The sequence below is a fragment of the Alteromonas ulvae genome (genome assembly GCF_048987005.1).
Lineage (GTDB): Bacteria > Pseudomonadota > Gammaproteobacteria > Enterobacterales > Alteromonadaceae > Alteromonas.
Genome location: NZ_CP185261.1, coordinates 669,104 through 686,174, shown reverse-complemented (window position 1 = coordinate 686,174; position 17,071 = coordinate 669,104). Strand labels below are relative to the sequence as shown.

General features: G+C 45.3%; 14 protein-coding genes. 11 read left to right on the top strand and 3 right to left on the bottom strand.

Annotated elements, in window-relative coordinates:
* Positions 1 to 45: 45 nt before the first annotated feature.
* The gene (locus ACOJR9_RS03020) at positions 46 to 1,551 is read right to left on the bottom strand and encodes an inorganic triphosphatase (protein ID WP_420934920.1); all 1,506 of its coding nucleotides are present in this window, start codon (positions 1,549 to 1,551) and stop codon (positions 46 to 48) included.
* Positions 1,552 to 1,942: 391 nt separating this feature from the next.
* On the opposite strand from ACOJR9_RS03020, the gene ACOJR9_RS03015 reads away from it, so the two are divergent.
* The gene (locus ACOJR9_RS03015; protein ID WP_420934919.1) at positions 1,943 to 2,545 is read left to right on the top strand and encodes a TIGR04211 family SH3 domain-containing protein; all 603 of its coding nucleotides are present in this window, start codon (positions 1,943 to 1,945) and stop codon (positions 2,543 to 2,545) included.
* Positions 2,546 to 2,635: 90 nt separating this feature from the next.
* On the opposite strand, the gene putA is transcribed toward ACOJR9_RS03015, so the two are convergent.
* Complete coding sequence (gene putA, locus ACOJR9_RS03010) at positions 2,636 to 6,433, bottom strand: bifunctional proline dehydrogenase/L-glutamate gamma-semialdehyde dehydrogenase PutA (protein WP_420934918.1); 3,798 nt, start codon at positions 6,431 to 6,433, stop codon at positions 2,636 to 2,638.
* Between the two features lie 448 nt (positions 6,434 to 6,881).
* On the opposite strand from putA, the gene ACOJR9_RS03005 reads away from it, so the two are divergent.
* The 10 genes from ACOJR9_RS03005 (at position 6,882) to rpoS (ending at position 16,269) form a co-directional block, all read left to right on the top strand.
* The gene (locus ACOJR9_RS03005; RefSeq protein WP_420934917.1) at positions 6,882 to 8,501 is read left to right on the top strand and encodes a methyl-accepting chemotaxis protein; all 1,620 of its coding nucleotides are present in this window, start codon (positions 6,882 to 6,884) and stop codon (positions 8,499 to 8,501) included.
* A 142-nt stretch (positions 8,502 to 8,643) separates the two neighbouring features.
* Positions 8,644 to 10,359 (top strand): TIGR03545 family protein, encoded by a 1,716-nt coding sequence (locus tag ACOJR9_RS03000; RefSeq protein WP_420934916.1) that lies wholly within the window; start codon positions 8,644 to 8,646, stop codon positions 10,357 to 10,359.
* A 94-nt stretch (positions 10,360 to 10,453) separates the two neighbouring features.
* On the top strand, positions 10,454 to 10,744 hold the full coding sequence (gene ftsB / locus ACOJR9_RS02995; protein ID WP_420934915.1) for a cell division protein FtsB: 291 nt from the start codon (positions 10,454 to 10,456) through the stop codon (positions 10,742 to 10,744).
* Between the two features lie 5 nt (positions 10,745 to 10,749).
* A complete protein-coding gene (ispD, locus tag ACOJR9_RS02990) occupies positions 10,750 to 11,496 on the top strand; it encodes a 2-C-methyl-D-erythritol 4-phosphate cytidylyltransferase (RefSeq protein ID WP_420936026.1) in 747 nt (248 codons plus the stop codon).
* Positions 11,487 to 11,960 carry a 2-C-methyl-D-erythritol 2,4-cyclodiphosphate synthase gene (gene ispF, locus ACOJR9_RS02985; protein WP_420934914.1) on the top strand — a complete coding sequence of 158 codons (474 nt, stop codon included), beginning with the start codon at positions 11,487 to 11,489 and terminating at the stop codon, positions 11,958 to 11,960. Before ispD ends, ispF begins: the two co-directional genes overlap by 10 nt.
* A complete protein-coding gene (gene truD / locus ACOJR9_RS02980) occupies positions 11,957 to 13,027 on the top strand; it encodes a tRNA pseudouridine(13) synthase TruD (RefSeq protein ID WP_420934913.1) in 1,071 nt (356 codons plus the stop codon). Before ispF ends, truD begins: the two co-directional genes overlap by 4 nt.
* 93 nt (positions 13,028 to 13,120) lie before the next feature.
* The gene (locus ACOJR9_RS02975) at positions 13,121 to 13,756 is read left to right on the top strand and encodes a protein-L-isoaspartate(D-aspartate) O-methyltransferase (RefSeq protein WP_420934912.1); all 636 of its coding nucleotides are present in this window, start codon (positions 13,121 to 13,123) and stop codon (positions 13,754 to 13,756) included.
* On the top strand, positions 13,753 to 14,331 hold the full coding sequence (locus ACOJR9_RS02970) for a YqaA family protein (RefSeq protein ID WP_420934911.1): 579 nt from the start codon (positions 13,753 to 13,755) through the stop codon (positions 14,329 to 14,331). The genes ACOJR9_RS02975 and ACOJR9_RS02970 overlap by 4 nt, the downstream gene beginning before the upstream one ends.
* Before the next feature lies 1 nt (position 14,332).
* Entirely contained in the window at positions 14,333 to 15,199 is an 867-nt protein-coding gene (locus tag ACOJR9_RS02965; RefSeq protein ID WP_420934910.1) for a peptidoglycan DD-metalloendopeptidase family protein, read from the top strand.
* A gap of 77 nt (positions 15,200 to 15,276) precedes the next feature.
* On the top strand, positions 15,277 to 16,269 hold the full coding sequence (gene rpoS, locus ACOJR9_RS02960) for an RNA polymerase sigma factor RpoS (RefSeq protein WP_420934909.1): 993 nt from the start codon (positions 15,277 to 15,279) through the stop codon (positions 16,267 to 16,269).
* 242 nt (positions 16,270 to 16,511) lie between these two features.
* Here the strand turns inward: rpoS and folA are convergent, their stop codons facing one another.
* The gene (gene folA / locus ACOJR9_RS02955; protein ID WP_420934908.1) at positions 16,512 to 17,021 is read right to left on the bottom strand and encodes a type 3 dihydrofolate reductase; all 510 of its coding nucleotides are present in this window, start codon (positions 17,019 to 17,021) and stop codon (positions 16,512 to 16,514) included.
* Positions 17,022 to 17,071 lie beyond the last annotated feature (50 nt).

The following is a 17,071-nucleotide window of genomic DNA, read 5'->3' as shown; positions in this document are numbered from 1 at the left end:
ATGTGAGTTAAAGAGAAATAGCTCTGAATACTTCTAACCAACAGTTTACCAATATACATCTCGTTGCATTGCTACTTTTCGCGTTCGCTCCATGATAATGATTAACGTTGTTAACTTTTGCGCCGTCCATTTGCGCAACTCCTCCTGAGACTCAACCTCGGCATCATCTATCGACTTGTGTAACATTAACAGGGCGTTTAATTCGTCAATACCGGTAAGTAAATCAAGCCAAGGTGCTCTGAAGTTTCCCCGCTCTTCTACAAACAAGTCGCCAAGTAAGAAGCCACTCCACAGAGTTTGTCGAAGCATGACTTCTATTGCGGAATAGTTCGCTGGTCCCATGGTTTTATTTAATGGCATGCTCTGTTGAACAGTTTGCCACCCTTGAGAAAGCCAGCCTTTAGCGTGATCGAGTACTTTGTGGTCGTAACCGGTAGAGCCCCCCTGCCAGGGCCTTTTCTGTATCAAACGAATAGCTTCAATTTTGATATCGGTTGCATCGCTATTGAAGAAAAGCTGTCTTGGTTCGTGGGCATGCATTAAACCTGTCTTTCGCCCTTGTAAATAACTCACAATAGCAGGATGTTTACTTAAGGTTTTGCTAAAAAGACTTTTTTTAGATAACAAATAACGAAGGCTTTGCAAGTCATCCTGCCAGCTCCATTGTTGAGCATAAGCAATGAGCTTTTTGTGCAAGGCTAGCAGTTCTGGGCATTGCAATATTGGCAAATACAGCGATACGCTTTGCAGCAATAGATGTATACTTTTCGCAACTTCAGCCAACATTTTAATAGACTCGCTTTCACAAAACACATGTTCATGATGTTGCCAATGTGCCAGCGCTATCTGTACTGCAAGACAGAAGGCGTCTTCGGTAGTAGTAGTATCTTCTAGCGCAAGAAAATCCGGTAAGGGACGAATTTTCGCATTGAAGCCATGTAACAGCTGATAGCCTTGAGCGGCCTTTGACACATCGCTTAGCCGCACTTCCATGTTGCGGTTTATCAACAGCGCTAGCGTGAAAAGGCTGTCTATGTCGCCATTGAGTAGTTCCAACTCTATCTCATTAATAGGGGAACTGTTTTTGTCAGTTATTGCCTCACCACAATCGAGCACAATCTCAACCCGACTTCCATCAACCTCGACTTGGTAAGCATGCCGCGTGAAGTGAGTACTAAACTGGCGTGACAGACTGGCATTTTTGCTAGCAACATCCCAGTTTTGCGGCCAAACCGAGGCATCAAATAGACTTAAATCTGGCGTGGGATTTTGCAAATCCACATTATATTCAGAACGGGTGTGAAGCCCACCACTCACAACACCATTAGTTTTAAGTGTTTGTTCGTAACGACCGTTGTTTCCTCGCACGCGAAATCCCATCTTCTTTTGCTGAAAATCAAATTTTTCTGTGTCGTAGTAGTCGTTTTCCAAACGCATTTCTTTGTGCGAGATTACCGTGACCTGCTGTTTGTCAAAAACCGGGAGCACGTACTTAGAAAACCGATGCTGCGCATGTGCGCCGGTTACAAATTTCAATTCTATTTCGGACATTGTTCTTTTTCGGTCATAACTCTTTATAAGCCATAGTTCTTTATCAGTGATTTATGCTTTCCCACTATTAAAGCGTTAATGGTAAGAATAGCTGCGTAATGAAGAAACGTGACACTTTATGGAATAAAGGTGTGTAGGTACATCTGAAGATACAACACTGTACCCTTGTCACTACTTTTTGGCAATATTAGTGGACAGCATTACTGTCGATACTACACTCAGCAGACTCTTATTAAACGGAGATTAAACCGAGTCGACAACGAATCGCCCCACCTAATGGTTAACTGGATGCAAATATTCAGGTATTCATCACTCAATGAGGGAACAAACTTGCCTTTATGTCAGTCAACCAATACCATCATTAGGATTTAAACCGGTAATTGGACTTCATATGATTCGAAAGTGGTTAGCCGCAGCTCTCTTCACGTGTTCTTTTCAAGCCTTAGCGCTGCAAGACATCCCTGATTTGGAAGCATCATCATCTCACTACATCAAAGATGATTTGTTCATTTTTATGCATACGGGACCGAGCAGAAATTACCGTATTCTTGGCTCAATAGAGGCAGGAACACCAATAACGGTAGTATCGACAGATAGCGATGCTGAATTTACTCAAATTACTGATGACGATGGTCGCGAAGGATGGGTAGAAAGCAAGTTTGTATCAAATACAATGTCGCGAGCAGAAAAGCTGCCTATTATCAGCGAACAATTGGCTGAAAACCAGGCTGAACTGCAAGCATCCCAATCTGAAAATGCACGTTTACGCCAGCAGTTAAATGATGCTCGCCAACAAATATCTCAACTTTCTACAGAGAATGAAGCTCAGGCCAGTGAAATTGTTAGCTTGGCCGACAAAGTAGAAAGTGCCAATAAAGATGAACTGGTAATGTGGTTTACACGTGGCGGTTTTGTTGCCGGCGGTGGTATTTTATTGGGTGTACTACTAACTTACTTCCCCAAGCGAAAAAGTAGAAGCAATGAGTGGATGTAATGTGCTGACACCTCTATTTAGGATATAAGAAAAGCCAGCATTCGCTGGCTTCTCTTCGCTATGTGCACATAACACGTTAACGCTTAGCGACTACTCGTCATCTTCTACCATTGTCATTAACGACGTATTACCGCCTGACGCTGTTGTATCGATGCTTATCGCCTTTTCTGTTACCAAGCGCTGGATCAGGTTGTCATTATACTCGGCACTAATTACCGGTAAAATTGCCCCTTTTCTTGAAGACAGCATTGCCGTGATACGCGCCGTTCGCTCTGTTCTTGAGTCAACAACCACACCCGATAAATCTTCGTCCATCAATAGCGAGTCTAAGTGTGCAAGACGTGCTACTTGGAAAAGCCCTTTAGGTGCGCCAGTTGCTTCAAACTTGTTCTGAATCTCTACCGCTTCTTCATAGAAGATTTTAGAGACCACTGACACAACTGGGTTACCCGTTGATAGTGCCGTTACGATAGACAATAACCAGTACTCAAACGTCACTTCCTTATCGGCGAAGCAGACTAGAATTCCGCGCGGCTCGAGATACAGCTTATTTGACTCTCCCGTCGGTCCTGGTAATTCCAGCGGCTTAGCTAACTTACGTTCAATACTGGTTAACTGCTGACGCGCCGTTGCCAACGTTCTGTTTAAATCGTCAGCTAAATCATCAACAATATCTACTTTAGCAATTTTGGCTAGTAGCTGACGAACCATAGAAATACGATCATTAAGTGCAGTATGGCGCCACTGAGTTTCAACTGCTTTCGCTCTATCCATCATCACGTGAGCACGTTCTGCAATCTGCTCATCGCCAACAAGTGCTTCATCGGTGCTGTCCACATCGTCGATATGTGACGGTTTAGGTGTTGCACGCTCCATAAGCAAACGTGGCAAGTAATTGGGTCCACCTGCTTTTGGCCCCGTACCTGACAGACCACGGCCACCGAAGGGTTGCACGCCAACAATGGCGCCAATCATGTTACGGTTAATATATATATTACCCGCACGGCTCTTCGCGGCCAGTTCATGAGCACGCTCTTCAATACGCGAGTGAATACCCATCGTTAATCCGTAGCCAGTGCCGTTGATTTGTTCTAGCACATTGTCTAAGTGTTTAGCCTTGAAGCGCACCATATGCACCACGGGGCCAAATACTTCTTTTTCCAGCACATCAATGTTGTCAATCTCATAAAGCGTCGGCGCAAAATACGTGCCGTTCTCAACGCCTGCTGGAATATCGTTACGATGCAGTATTTTAGCTTTACCCTCCATATACGAAGCATGATCGGTAAGGCTTTTCAGTGCTTTTTCGTCGATGACTGGACCTACATCGGTAGACAGCTGAGTTGGCTCGCCTACGGTAAGCTCTTTCATTGCGCCTACTAACATTTCCGTTAGCTCGTCAGCTATATCTTCTTGTACAAACAGTACGCGAAGTGCTGAACAGCGCTGACCTGCACTCTGGAAGCCGGAATGAATAACATCATCAACCACTTGCTCTGGTAGCGCAGTAGAATCCACAATCATACAATTTTGACCGCCGGTTTCGGCAATCAGAGGCACCTGCTCTCCACCACGCGCAGCAAGCATTTGCGAAATTAATGTGCCGGTCTGAGTAGAACCAGTAAACATTACCGCTTTCACTCGCTCGTCGGGGAGCAGTGTGTCACCCACTTCTTTTCCTGGCGAAATGATAAGCTTAAGGGCATCTTCAGGAAGACCTACAGACTGCATGATATCTACAGCACGCTTAGCAATCATACTGGTTTGCTCAGCTGGCTTGGCAATAACCGTGTTACCTGTTACCAGCGCAGCAGCAACCTGACCTAAGAAAATAGCCAGAGGGAAGTTCCACGGACTAATACACAGCACAACACCACGAGGCACCAAACGCTGGTCTTCAGCAAGTTCTCTGCCTCTCACCGCATAGTAACGACAAAAATCTACTGCTTCTCGCACTTCATCAATACTGTCTTGCGCAACTTTACCCGCCTCACGCATACAAATAGCGATTAGCTCTGCCATATGACGCTCTAGGGCATCGGCAGTTCTTTCTAATATTTCTGCACGCTCGCCAACGTCTGTTTTTGACCATGCGTCAAACCCAGCATTGGTATCATCAAGAGCTTTAAGCATATCGTCAGACTTAGCATAGTAGTGATAACCCACAATATCGTTTTTATCTGCTGGGCTAACGACCGCGGTGGCGCCTTCAGGAACACCATCAGTCACCTTATAATACTCTTGCCAGCGCTCCAACTCATGCTTAAGCGCGGTAACAGCGTTGGTGTCAGTTAAATCCAAACCGCGAGAGTTATCACGTTCAGGCGCATACAAGCCGCGAGGTGTTTTAATAAGTTTGTTATAGCGAACTTTCAGGCGCTGCGTTTTTTCTACCGGATCTTCTAACAACGTTTCTACCGGTTTTTCATCATCGACAATTGCGTTTACAAATGATGAATTAGCACCATTTTCTAAAAGCCTGCGCACCAAGTAAGCCAACAAGTCTTCGTGTTCACCCACAGGGGCGTAAACACGACACTGTATTTTGTCCTCTTTTACGACTTGGTCATACAGGGTATCGCCCATGCCGTGAAGGCACTGGAATTCGAAGCCTTCTTTGTCGTCACCTGCAAGCTCTATGATAACAGACGCAGTGTAAGCATTATGCGTTGCAAATTGAGGATAAAGCGTCTCGCGATACTCTAGCAGTCGGTTGGCACACGCATGGTAAGACACGTCCGTTGATGACTTGCGCGTAAACACTGGGAACTCTTCTAAGCCAGCCTGCTGAGTCATTTTGATTTCCGTATCCCAGTACGCCCCTTTCACCAAACGCACCATTAGCGGACGACCCACCTCAAGGGTAAGCTCCCGCAAATACTCAATCACATGAATTGCGCGTTTTTGATAGGCCTGTACTGCAAGGCCAAACCCTGTCCAACCGTCTAAATCTTTATCGCGGAAGACGGTTTCAATGATATCCAATGAAAGCTCCAAGCGGTCCGCTTCTTCAGCGTCGACAGTAAGGCCAATGTCGTGTTCTTTAGCCATCAAGCACAATGCTTTCAAACGCGGAGGAATTTCTTCCATTGCACGTTCACGGTGAGAAAATTCAAAGCGAGGGTGGATGGCAGATAACTTAACTGAGATACCAGGTGAACGTTTCGGGCCCCTACCTTTAGCAGCTTTACCAATAACCTTTATCGCTTGAACGTAAGCGTCGTAATAACCGTCTGAATCGGTCATTGTGCGAGCCGCTTCGCCAAGCATGTCGTACGAATATACGTAGCCCTTCGTCTCTTTCTCTTTCGCTCTTTCTACTGCATCTTCAATGGTTTCTCCCATCACAAACTGACGACCCATTACGCGCATCGCAATGTTCATTGCGCGACGAATTACCGGCTCGCCTAAACGGCCCAGCGTTTTCTTCAGTAAGCCGAATTGTTCGGTCTTCCGCTTATCTGCGTAGTTCACCATATTACCTGTGAACAGCAATCCCCACGCAGATGCGTTAACAAACAGAGAATCTGAGTTGCCTAAATGCGGTGTCCATTGTCCTTTAGACAATTTGTCGCGAATAAGCTCATCTTGAGTGTCTCTATCTGGCACACGCAACAGCGCCTCAGCCAAACACATCAACACGACCCCTTCAGCAGTAGACAGGGAGTATTCGTTTAATAAAGCGTCTACCCCACCGTGCCCTTGCTGTTCGCGGCGGATTTGTAGCACCATTTTTCTTGCCCGTTCCCACGCCCTACTTCGCGCGCGAGGATTAACCTCTGCGATTGGTAGAATTTGGTCAACTGCTACCGACTCACTAATGCGATAGTAGTCTCTGATACGCTGGCGTAGTGGCGATGTTGTGTGGAGTGTATCGTTTATGAGCATTGCAACCCTTCGTAAAAAATAGCCGTAATAAAAACGCGTTTCCGCAGTAAAAAAAGTAGCCTACGTTTACATGTAATTAGCCAGAAAACAAGTGAAGTCGATACTTCACTTTTGCAATTTTTTGGTATCTCGGCTTACCACAATACACAAAGGTGCAAAACACCCTATCAACGCACGGTAAACAAGCAGGCAGTGACAAACTGCAACTCTCTGTTTATCTTAAATTTACTGATCATTTCAGCACATACAAACTGTGCATTTGAAACAAAAGAAATACTAAAAAATTTCATTTTTTTGATAAACATGAATAGCGTTCAAAAAAAAGCGACTACACTTGTCTTCAGAGATCAACAATACCTTCCAAACTCACTGACTTTGGAGTAATACGACGTTGTTGATATGGTCGCAGCAAGTTCTAAAAAAATAATTGAAAACTGGTGAACGTATTATGTGGTTAAGAAACTTTAGCTTGTTTCAACGTCTTGGAATGATCGTTGTTCTTATTGCCCTGTTATTTATTATTTTAACCGGCATTATTTTAACTAAGCACTATGAAGCTTTAAAAGAAAAGTCGTACAGTGAGAACAAACACTTAGTCGAAGTGGTACATTCGATGCTCATTAGCTTTGCGGCGAGAGAAGACAACGAGGCGATAGCGAAAGAGAAAGCACTTGCCGCTATTAAAGGACTGAGGTACGACGAAGGCAACTATTTCTGGATTCAAGATACCACTCCCACTATGGTAATGCACCCGTTGAAACCTGAGTTGGACGGTAGAGACCTGCGTACATTTAAAGATGGCAACGGCAAAGCATTTTTTGTTGATATGGCCAATAGTGTAAAAGCACGAGGAGATGGTTTTGTCGATTACGTTTGGCCTCTCCCTGGTGAAGATGTACCCACTGACAAAATTTCGTATGTAAAAGAGTTCGCGCCTTGGGGCTGGACCATTGGGTCGGGAATTTACCTCACGCACCTGAACGAAGATTACGCTCACATGCGCTCCCTAATGATCGTTTTTTGCATTGTAAGTGTGTTATTAGTTGTCGCATTGGTTTATATCATAGGCGGAAGCATAGCCAAGCCGGTGCAAGAAATTGCCGAGCGTATGAAAGACATTTCACAAGGCGAGGGAGATTTAACGCGCATGCTACCTGAGAACGGTCAAGATGAAGTCACTCGCCTTGCACGTTATTTTAATCAGTACACCGACAAAATGCGCCAGTCGCTTATTGGAATTCGCAGCAATATTGCACTGCTTAATGAGCAAGCAGAGCTTGTTCAAAACTCCAGTGATAGCAGCAATATGCAAGCCCAAACGCAAAACGAAAATATGATGCAAGTTGCAGCTGCGATGGAAGAAATGACAACTCAAATAAACGATGTTAGTTCAAACGCAGACTCCGCTGAAAAAAGCACGAGCAGCGCCAGAAGTAATGTACAGCACGGTGCTTCGGTTGTGGAAAGTACCGTTGATGATATTCGCTCACTGACGGCAGACATTGAAAGCGTGTCTACGGTAGTGACTGAACTTGCAGCCCAAACCGAAAACATTGGTGCTGTGCTTGACGTCATCAGAGGCATAGCAGATCAAACCAACTTATTGGCACTTAACGCTGCGATTGAAGCAGCTAGAGCCGGCGAACAAGGCAGAGGATTTGCCGTTGTAGCCGATGAAGTTCGTACACTGGCTAGCAGAACGGGCCAAAGTACAGATGAAATTCAAACCATGATTGAAAAACTGCAGCATCATGCAAAAAGTGCCGTAAACGCCGTCACAGTGAGTCAGTCTGCCTCCTCAAAAACGGTGGAAAAGGCCACACAAGCCAATCAAAGTTTGCAAGAAGCAGACCGATTAATGACGGATATTGCAGTTATGAGTAGTGAGATTGCCCGCGCTACCGAACAACAAGCCGAAGCAGCAAACGAAGCGAACATGCGAATAAACGCGTTATCGGGGGCTGCGGACAGTAGTCTTCGCACAGCCGACGAACTAGCGGCATCGAGCCAATCTTTGCGTGCCAGCTGTTTGGCAATAATGGAAATAGCCAACCGATTTAAGCTGTAATTTTTGCTTTTCGATAACGTAAAGCCTACCTCAATCGCACAGTTGATATGAGCACTTATATATGGAAGTGTGTTAGGTAGTGCTTTACACTAACTGAAAGAGGCTTTTTCTTCGTCAGCTTAGTGTTATCAAGGAGTGGAATATGAGTAGCAGTAGCAAGGGCAAATCATTATTAAAGTGGATTGCTGGTTTTTTTGTGGTTATTTTTGCGGTGTACTTTTTGTTCGCCAACACCATTATAAAAGCAGTATTAGAATCTAAACTCGGTGAATCTTATGGTGCCGAGGTGAATATTGACAGCTTCGATCATTCGCTATTTCCAACCACTGTTTCCCTTAAAGGTATCGCCCTTACCAATCCTACTAAGCCCGCTCGCAATCAAGTGTTCGTAGGCGACGCCAATGCCGATGTTGAGCTAGCCCCCTTGCTAAGCGACCAAGTCATTGTTAACAATCTCAATTTGCTCAATGTTCAATTTGACACTGAACGCGCTTCCCCAGGTGAAGTCTATCGCGTTCCTGAGCGCTCTCTGTCATTTGATGAAATGAAAGCAAAGGCACAAGATGCAGTGCCGTCGGTAGATGAACTCCTTGAGCGCAACCCATTAAAAACAGCTGCAGCAGTGGAAAATGCTCGCGCCGCTTACGACACCTACGGTGAGGCATTAAAGACTGATTATGCGTCGTTGCCTGACAAATCGCGAATTGACTACTACAAAACCCAAATCGCTCAGCTACAAAAAACCGACTTCAAAGATCCACAGGCCCTTGTTCAAGCAAAGTCAGCCTTCGACAAGCTGAAGGAAGAAATGCAGGCAGATCGTGCCCTCATCTCCAACTTTACCGAAAAAGCCTCGAAAGCGAAAAGCGTACTTAGCGAAACTGCCAGCGCACTAAAAAGTGCCCCGCAAGAAGATTATGCCTTACTGAAAGGGGTGATTGCAGGCGACCAAGAAGCCTTGTCTCAAGTTACCTACTTTGTATTTGGCGATAAGGCCGCTGAGTACACCGAGTACTTAATGGCTGCCATGCAAATTGTTATGCCGCTTATTCAAGGTGAAGAAAAAAGCGAAGCGCCTGCGGATATTCCATCCATATTGGTTAAAGAAGCGAATGTATCGGTACTGTGGCAAGAAGAATCCATTACAAGTAAGTGGAATAACATAACCAACGTACACGATGTGTTTGGTAACCCAACCACCTTTACTATTGAGGCCGCTGGCGAATTATTGAAATCCTTTACCTCAAGCGGTGAGTTTTACATTGATGGTGAGGGTGTAGACGCAAGTCAACAATGGTCTCTTGCCGGCGTAAACATGGCCAACATACCGCTGTCTGGCAATGAGTCGCTTTCTGCAGTGTTGACTTCAGCGCTAATGAAGACCGCGGGCTCTATGCAAATAACCGATAACAAGCTGACTGGTTCAGGAACCGTTGATTTACAACAACTTGTTATGCAAGCGACTGGCGAGAGCGACACCACAAAGGTTATCGCCAAGGCGCTGCAATCGCTGTCTAGCCTTAATATGGACATGTTTCTTGAAGGCACATTGTCAAATCCTGACTTTAAAATTAAATCTGACCTAGACAATCAACTCGCTAACATGGCCCTATCTGAGCTTACCGCGTCACAGCAAGATAAGCTGGATGAGTTGAATCAAAAGCTCAACGCCATGATAGGCAATGAGCAGTCTCTGATTAGTGGCGAGCTTGGCGATATAAGCAGTATGCTTAGCGCGGCTCAAGGTGATGGTGCGGCGATAGAAGAACTTCTTAAGTCAAAGTTGAACAACGTTGTTGAGCAGCAAAAAAACAAATTATTCGACAAATTAAAAGGCAAATTTGGGCAAGATGAGTAAAGCGTCTTTGACTCGACGCTGCTAAGCGGCATAATAAGAAAACGCAGGCGAAGACCTGCGTTTTCTTGCGCTCAATTAACTGTCAGGTGAACGTGTGTTAAAAGGTAAATGGCTTCCCATTGTGCTGTTATTATTTTTTGGACTTCTGCAGTACCGACTTTGGTTCGGTAAAAACAGCATTCCTGATTATTACAGTCGCAAGACGGAAGTTAAAATACAGGCCCTTCAAAATGCCAACCTATCTCAACGAAACGCACTGTTAAACGCTGATATTAACGATTTAAAAATTGGCTTAGAAGCAATAGAGGAGCGTGCCAGAAATGAGCTTGGCCTAATTAAGCAGGGAGAAACCTTTTACCGAATTCTGCCTGCAGACACGAAATGAATAGAATAACAAAGCCCCGTGTTATCGCGGTTATTCCCGCAGCAGGCGTTGGCAGCAGAATGCAAGCCGACCGCCCAAAACAGTACCTTACCATTGCGGGCAAAACCATATTAGAGCATACCCTAACTGCATTATTAACTCACAGTGATATCAGCCGCGTTGTACTTGCTGTTAGCCCTGATGATGCTTACTTTCCTACGCTTACACTGACGAGCGATGAGCGGGTTAGTGTTGTGCAGGGCGGCAAGGAACGAGCAGATAGCGTGCTAAACAGCATTAAAGCATTACACGGTGATGAATGGGCACTTGTTCACGATGCAGCACGTCCTTGCGTGTCACAAGACGATATTTCTGCGCTACTTAATGTGATTAACGACAGTACCGTGACTGGCGGCATTCTTGCCACGCCGGTACGAGATACAATGAAAAGAGCCGTTTCAAATCAAGAATGCTCTAATAGCCCTGCTAACTCTTCACTAAGCGTGGTGTCTCACACTGAAAGCAGAGCCAATTTATGGCATGCTTTAACACCACAGCTATTTCCAGCATCCCTACTGCTAAATGCGTTGGAGAAAGGTTTATCCGACGGCGTTGAGATAACAGACGAAGCGTCGGCCATGGAGTATGCGGGATACAGAGTGGGTATGGTCAATGGCAGTCCGGCGAATATTAAAATTACGCACCCGGCGGACCTACCATTAGCAGAATTCTATCTACATCAAAAATTAAAGGCACCTTTTGCATGCGAATAGGACACGGATTTGACGTACACAAGTTTGGTGGCGAAGGCCCCATCACCATTGGTGGCGTTAGTATAGAGCACACTCAGGGGCTAGTTGCACACTCCGACGGAGACGTATTACTCCACGCGCTCTGCGATGCCATATTGGGCGCTGCGGCACTTGGCGATATTGGAAAGCATTTTCCAGATACCGACGATGACTATGCTGGCGCAGACAGCAGAGTGCTACTAAGGCACGTTGTTAGTGTAGCGCGAGATAAGGGCTATGAGGTGTCGAATGCCGACATGACCATTGTGGCGCAAACGCCAAAGATGGCGCCATACATCGATGAAATGCGTGCACGGATTGCAGAAGACTGTCATGTTGATATCGACGACATTAACGTTAAAGCCACCACAACAGAAAAGCTTGGATATACAGGCAGAAAAGAAGGGATTGCATCACACGCCGTGGTGTTATTAAAAAAAGCATGAAACCATTAGATACCGAACACTGGCACTATTACTTTGCCAAACCCGTCTCCACCGGCATTTTTAAGTTTCAAGCAGATGATTTTCAAGTCGTTGAGGACTTAGGCTACGAGCCATGCGGTGAAGGCGAACATCAGTTCATCTTTATTGAAAAAACTAACACCAATACTGCTTTTGTTGCTGAGCAATTGGCCAAGTTTGTCGACCTACCGCTTAGACAAATAAGCTACGCGGGTCGCAAAGATAAATATGCCGTTACACAGCAGTGGTTTGGCATACACGCACCGGGTGTGGAAGATTTTGATTTTAGTGACTGGGATCTGGAAGGGGTAAGAGTGATAAAGCAGTCTCGGCACAATAAGAAGCTGCGTACGGGCCAACTAAAGGGTAACCACTTCACCATTACCCTTAGACAAGTGGTGCACCCTGAAGCCATTACAGAGCGTCTCGAAGACATTGCAACTCACGGCGTTCCCAACTACTACGGAGAGCAACGTTTTGGCGTTATGCGCTTAAACGACATGGGTGAAGTACAGCGCGGCGGCAACTTGGTGATGGCCGAACGCATGATAAACGGCGAAACCATACGTCATAGAAACAAACGCTCTATGGCACTGTCAGCCCTTCGCAGCTGGCTATTTAATGAAATGCTTTCTCAGCGCCTAGAACAGAATGTGTTTGATACGGCCATTACGGGTGACGCACTGATCCTGTCCGGCTCAAATAGCTTTTTTATCAACCGTGGCGATAAAGAACAAAGTCAATCTCGATACGTTGCAAAGGATGTAAGCCCCTCTGCCCCACTGTGGGGTAAAGGCAAACTTGCCACTGAAGAGGATGCAGCAAATATTGAACATACCGTAGCAGCAGCTCATCCTGAAGTAACAAGTTTTCTAAGCGAATGTGGGTTTGAACAAGAGAGACGTGCCATTAAGATTTGGCCTTCAGACTTAACATGGCAGAGTAAAGGCGATTCATTTACTATTTCATTTGGTTTACCTAGCGGGTGTTTTGCAACATCGGTGTTGCGTGAATGTGTAGAAACGCTGTCCCCCATAAACCGAGTTTAAAAAAAGTGTTTGCGCCTGTCGCAGCATAACAGACGTGTGATATATCATCACTAGCGTTGCCAAAACTAACAACATAGGAAAGTACGCAACATCATGAGAGCTTCTAGAAAAGGAGACGCATTAGCGCAACTGCTTTATAACGAAGGAATACGTTCACAAGCTGTGTTACATGCTATTGCTGGCACGCCGAGGGAAGCGTTTCTTCCAGACGCATTGCAACATAAAGCATATCAAAACACAGCCCTTCCCATCGGTCAGGGGCAGACCATTTCGCAGCCTTACATTGTAGCGAAAATGACTGAACTTCTATTAGAGAGCCCGAATAAGCCAGAACGGGTTCTGGAAATTGGCACTGGTTCGGGCTATCAAACTGCGATTTTGGCACAGCTTTTTAATCAGGTGTTTAGCGTTGAGCGCATCAAGTCTTTGCAGTTCCACGCGAAGCGGCGCATGAATCAACTGAACCTTCACAACATCGCCATGAAGCATGGTGACGGCTGGAAAGGCTGGGAATCTAAGGGTTTATACGATGCCATTATTGTCACCGCCGCCGCCTCTAGCTTACCCCAGTCCCTATGTGACCAACTGAAAGAGGGTGGCAGACTCATTATTCCCGTTGGAAACGAACAGCAATCGCTTCTTTGTATCGACCGCGTTGATGGTGAGTTGCAAACCACCACAATAGAATCGGTTCGATTTGTACCCTTGGTTGCAGGAGACCTAATGTGAAAATTTTTGAGCCATGTTACGACATGGCCTTGCGATGGGCTAAACACAAGCATGCATCCAAATACCTCGGTGGTTTAAGCTTTTCTGAATCGGTGTTCTTTCCTATACCTCCCGACGTAATGCTTGCGCCTATGGCAATGTCGCAACCTCATAAAGCATGGAAATTCGCCTTCATTACCACCATAGCCTCCATTGTTGGCGGAATTGCTGGTTACTGGCTGGGTTACTTTGCCTTTGAAGCTTGGTTAGCACCACTTATCGAAAAGTGGGGTTACACACATAGAATAGACACCGCTACTGGATGGTTTGAAACCTACGGGGTATGGATAGTATTCTTAGCTGGCTTCTCGCCTATCCCCTATAAAATCTTTACCGTCAGCGCAGGCTTTCTGCAGATGGCGTTTTTGCCATTTGTTCTTGCTTCTGCCGTAGGGCGGGGTGCGCGCTTCTTCTTAGTCGCGGGACTGATGCGGTGGGGAGGCGCCCCAATGGAACAAAAACTGAGGCAATACGTTGAAATACTCGGCTGGGCAGCGGTTGTTCTAGCCGGTATTGCGTATTTAATTTTGCGATAAAATGACAAGCACTTTTTACCGCCACCCTTTTATTTACATACTATTAACACTAATCATCGGCTGCGCGGGAAGAACTGCTCCCGCGCCCGTCGTGTTGCTAAATAGCCAAGTAGAAAGTGGTAGTGAAACGTATACTGCTAGCACGTATGAAGTACGCCCAGGGGACACCTTATTTGCCGTAGCGTGGTTTACTGGAAACGACTACCAAGACATAGCAAAATTCAACGATATTTCAGAGCCTTACACCATCTTCCCTGGTCAAAAACTAAGACTAACAGCGCCAGTTACCCCCCCCTCTTCCACTACGCGTTCGAATGTTACGACCACTCGGTCTACAGATCCGACCTCACGCTCATTAGACAAAAGAGTCATTGACCCACCGAAACCGCAGGCGTATGTTGAACGTGAACAGGATGTTAAAGCACAAAATAATACTGCCGTCAAGAAGTCGACAGGCATTGTCAAAAAGACAGCGCCAAAGACATTTCCAGACAAAGTAGAAAAGTGGGTTTGGCCAGCAGAAGGTAAGCTTGTCGGTACTTTCAGTAAGGCGGAATCGGGAAATAAAGGAATTAATGTAGCAGGTGAACGAGGTAGCAAGATAGTCGCTGCTGCAAGCGGTAAAGTCGTCTACTCTGGTAACGCACTTAGAGGATACGGTAAGTTAGTCATTATTAAACATACCGATACATTCTTAAGCGCATACGCATACAACGAGACCATTTTGGTAAAAGAGCGAGAATGGGTGTATGCTGGTCAAAAAATAGCCACAATGGGTAGTAGCGGCACTGATTCGGTAAAGCTTCATTTTGAAGTGAGGTATCGCGGGAAGTCTTTAAACCCATTGAGATATCTGCCAAAAAACTAACATAAAAAAAATAAATAATAATAATAAAAGACAAAGGAGAAATGTCATAAGGTAAACCTTAAAGCAGGAGATTCACCATGGGTAAGTCAAATAAAGCCTTAGAATCAAAATCTCAAGATGACTTAAATGTCATTGATGTACTAGAAGATGTTAAAGACTATGAAATAGTCTCTAACGATATTGATGCTGAAAGTAATGACGCCGTTTTCAACAAAAACGAGCAGCCGAAAAATTTAGATGCAACACAATTGTATTTAGGTGAAATAGGCTTCTCGCCGCTGCTTACCGCAGAGGAAGAAGTCTATTTTGCTCGCCGTTCACTCAAAGGCTGCGAAGCCTCCCGCAAACGAATGATTGTTAGCAATCTTCGCCTAGTGGTAAAAATTGCACGAAGATATAACAACCGCGGCCTTGCACTTCTCGACCTTATTGAAGAAGGTAACTTAGGCCTAATCCGCGCTGTCGAAAAATTTGACCCAGAAAGAGGTTTTCGATTCTCTACGTATGCAACGTGGTGGATAAGACAAACTATCGAACGCGCCATTATGAATCAAACACGAACGATCCGTCTCCCCATACATGTGGTTAAAGAGTTAAATGTTTATCTGCGTGCATCGAGAGAGCTTTCGCAGAAGCTTGATCATGAACCAACGGCTGAAGAAATAGCGTTGGCGCTAGACAAGCCAGTAGAAGACGTGACTAAAATGCTGCGCCTGAATGAGCGTATTACATCGGTGGACACCCCCATTGGTGGTGAAAATGATAAAGCGCTCCTCGATATCATTGCCGATGACAGAGAATTCAGCCCTGAAGAGACACTTCAGGATAACGATATTAAAGGCAACATTGTTACATGGCTTGAAGAACTCAATCCTAAGCAACGAGAAGTACTCGCACGACGCTTTGGTCTATTAGGTTACGAACCCTCTACATTAGAAGATGTTGGTGCCGAAATAGGGCTTACACGAGAGCGTGTTCGTCAAATACAAGTAGAAGCGTTACGCAGATTACGTGACATGCTCAGCCATCAAGGGCTGACTCTTGAAAGCTTATTTGATCAAATAAAATAACCCCAATCTGCTACTCAAACGTGAGCTAGCACACGAGAATAAAATGATAGGGAAATGCCGAGCTTATTATAAATAATGATCTCGGCATTTTTGTTTTATAGCGTCAATTTTTTGAAGCGTGTTTTTACCTAAGTGCTTTTTTCATTACCTTGGTTCCGTTAACGCCTCAACAAAAGTAGGTGGGTTCTGCATTTTTCTGAATCAGCGGCGACATTACTGCGAATTAGACCGCCAATGACAACCTACTTGCCGTCACGCTCAAAGGTAACAAAGGTATAAGCATGCTTATTCTTTTCATCGCTCTCGTGTGACTCTCTTTGCGTTTCTATCCAGCTTCCATTAGCGTGAAAGTCAGGGAACTGAGTGTCACCGCTTACCTGTAAGTCGATAAAGGTTAAATACAACGTGGTAGCTTCATGTAAAAATGCATCGTAAATAGTACCGCCACCGATAACCATAACTTCATTGATATTATCGGCAGAAAGCACCTTTGCCGCTTCTAATGCTTCAGCTTGAGTGTGCACTACAGTGGCGTCTGCCAGCGTATATTCCTTGTTACTGGTCATTACAATATTGGGTCTGCCAGGTAACGCGCGCCCTATAGACTCATAGGTTTTTCTGCCCATGATGACCGCCTTGCCCAATGTTACAGACTTAAAGTGCTTTAAATCTGCAGGTAAATGCCACGGCATGTCGTTATCGGCGCCGATAATACGATTTTCTGCCATTGCGGCTATCATTGCTATTTTCATCAATATCTCACTACAAGCAAACAGTTACTGAATTACATGTACAAAAAAGC

Bases quoted from the DNA above. Each gene is read 5' to 3' on its own strand.
- truD (WP_420934913.1), top strand. From the start codon at position 11,957: ATGAAACCATTAGATACCGAACACTGGCACTATTACTTTGCCAAACCC.
- ACOJR9_RS03015 (WP_420934919.1), top strand. From the start codon at position 1,943: ATGATTCGAAAGTGGTTAGCCGCAGCTCTCTTCACGTGTTCTTTTCAA.
- ACOJR9_RS03000 (WP_420934916.1), top strand. From the start codon at position 8,644: ATGAGTAGCAGTAGCAAGGGCAAATCATTATTAAAGTGGATTGCTGGT.
- ispF (WP_420934914.1), top strand. From the start codon at position 11,487: ATGCGAATAGGACACGGATTTGACGTACACAAGTTTGGTGGCGAAGGC.
- ACOJR9_RS02965 (WP_420934910.1), top strand. From the start codon at position 14,333: ATGACAAGCACTTTTTACCGCCACCCTTTTATTTACATACTATTAACA.
- folA (WP_420934908.1), bottom strand. From the start codon at position 17,021: ATGAAAATAGCAATGATAGCCGCAATGGCAGAAAATCGTATTATCGGC.
- rpoS (WP_420934909.1), top strand. From the start codon at position 15,277: ATGGGTAAGTCAAATAAAGCCTTAGAATCAAAATCTCAAGATGACTTA.
- ACOJR9_RS03020 (WP_420934920.1), bottom strand. From the start codon at position 1,551: ATGTCCGAAATAGAATTGAAATTTGTAACCGGCGCACATGCGCAGCAT.
- putA (WP_420934918.1), bottom strand. From the start codon at position 6,433: ATGCTCATAAACGATACACTCCACACAACATCGCCACTACGCCAGCGT.
- ACOJR9_RS03005 (WP_420934917.1), top strand. From the start codon at position 6,882: ATGTGGTTAAGAAACTTTAGCTTGTTTCAACGTCTTGGAATGATCGTT.
- ACOJR9_RS02975 (WP_420934912.1), top strand. From the start codon at position 13,121: ATGAGAGCTTCTAGAAAAGGAGACGCATTAGCGCAACTGCTTTATAAC.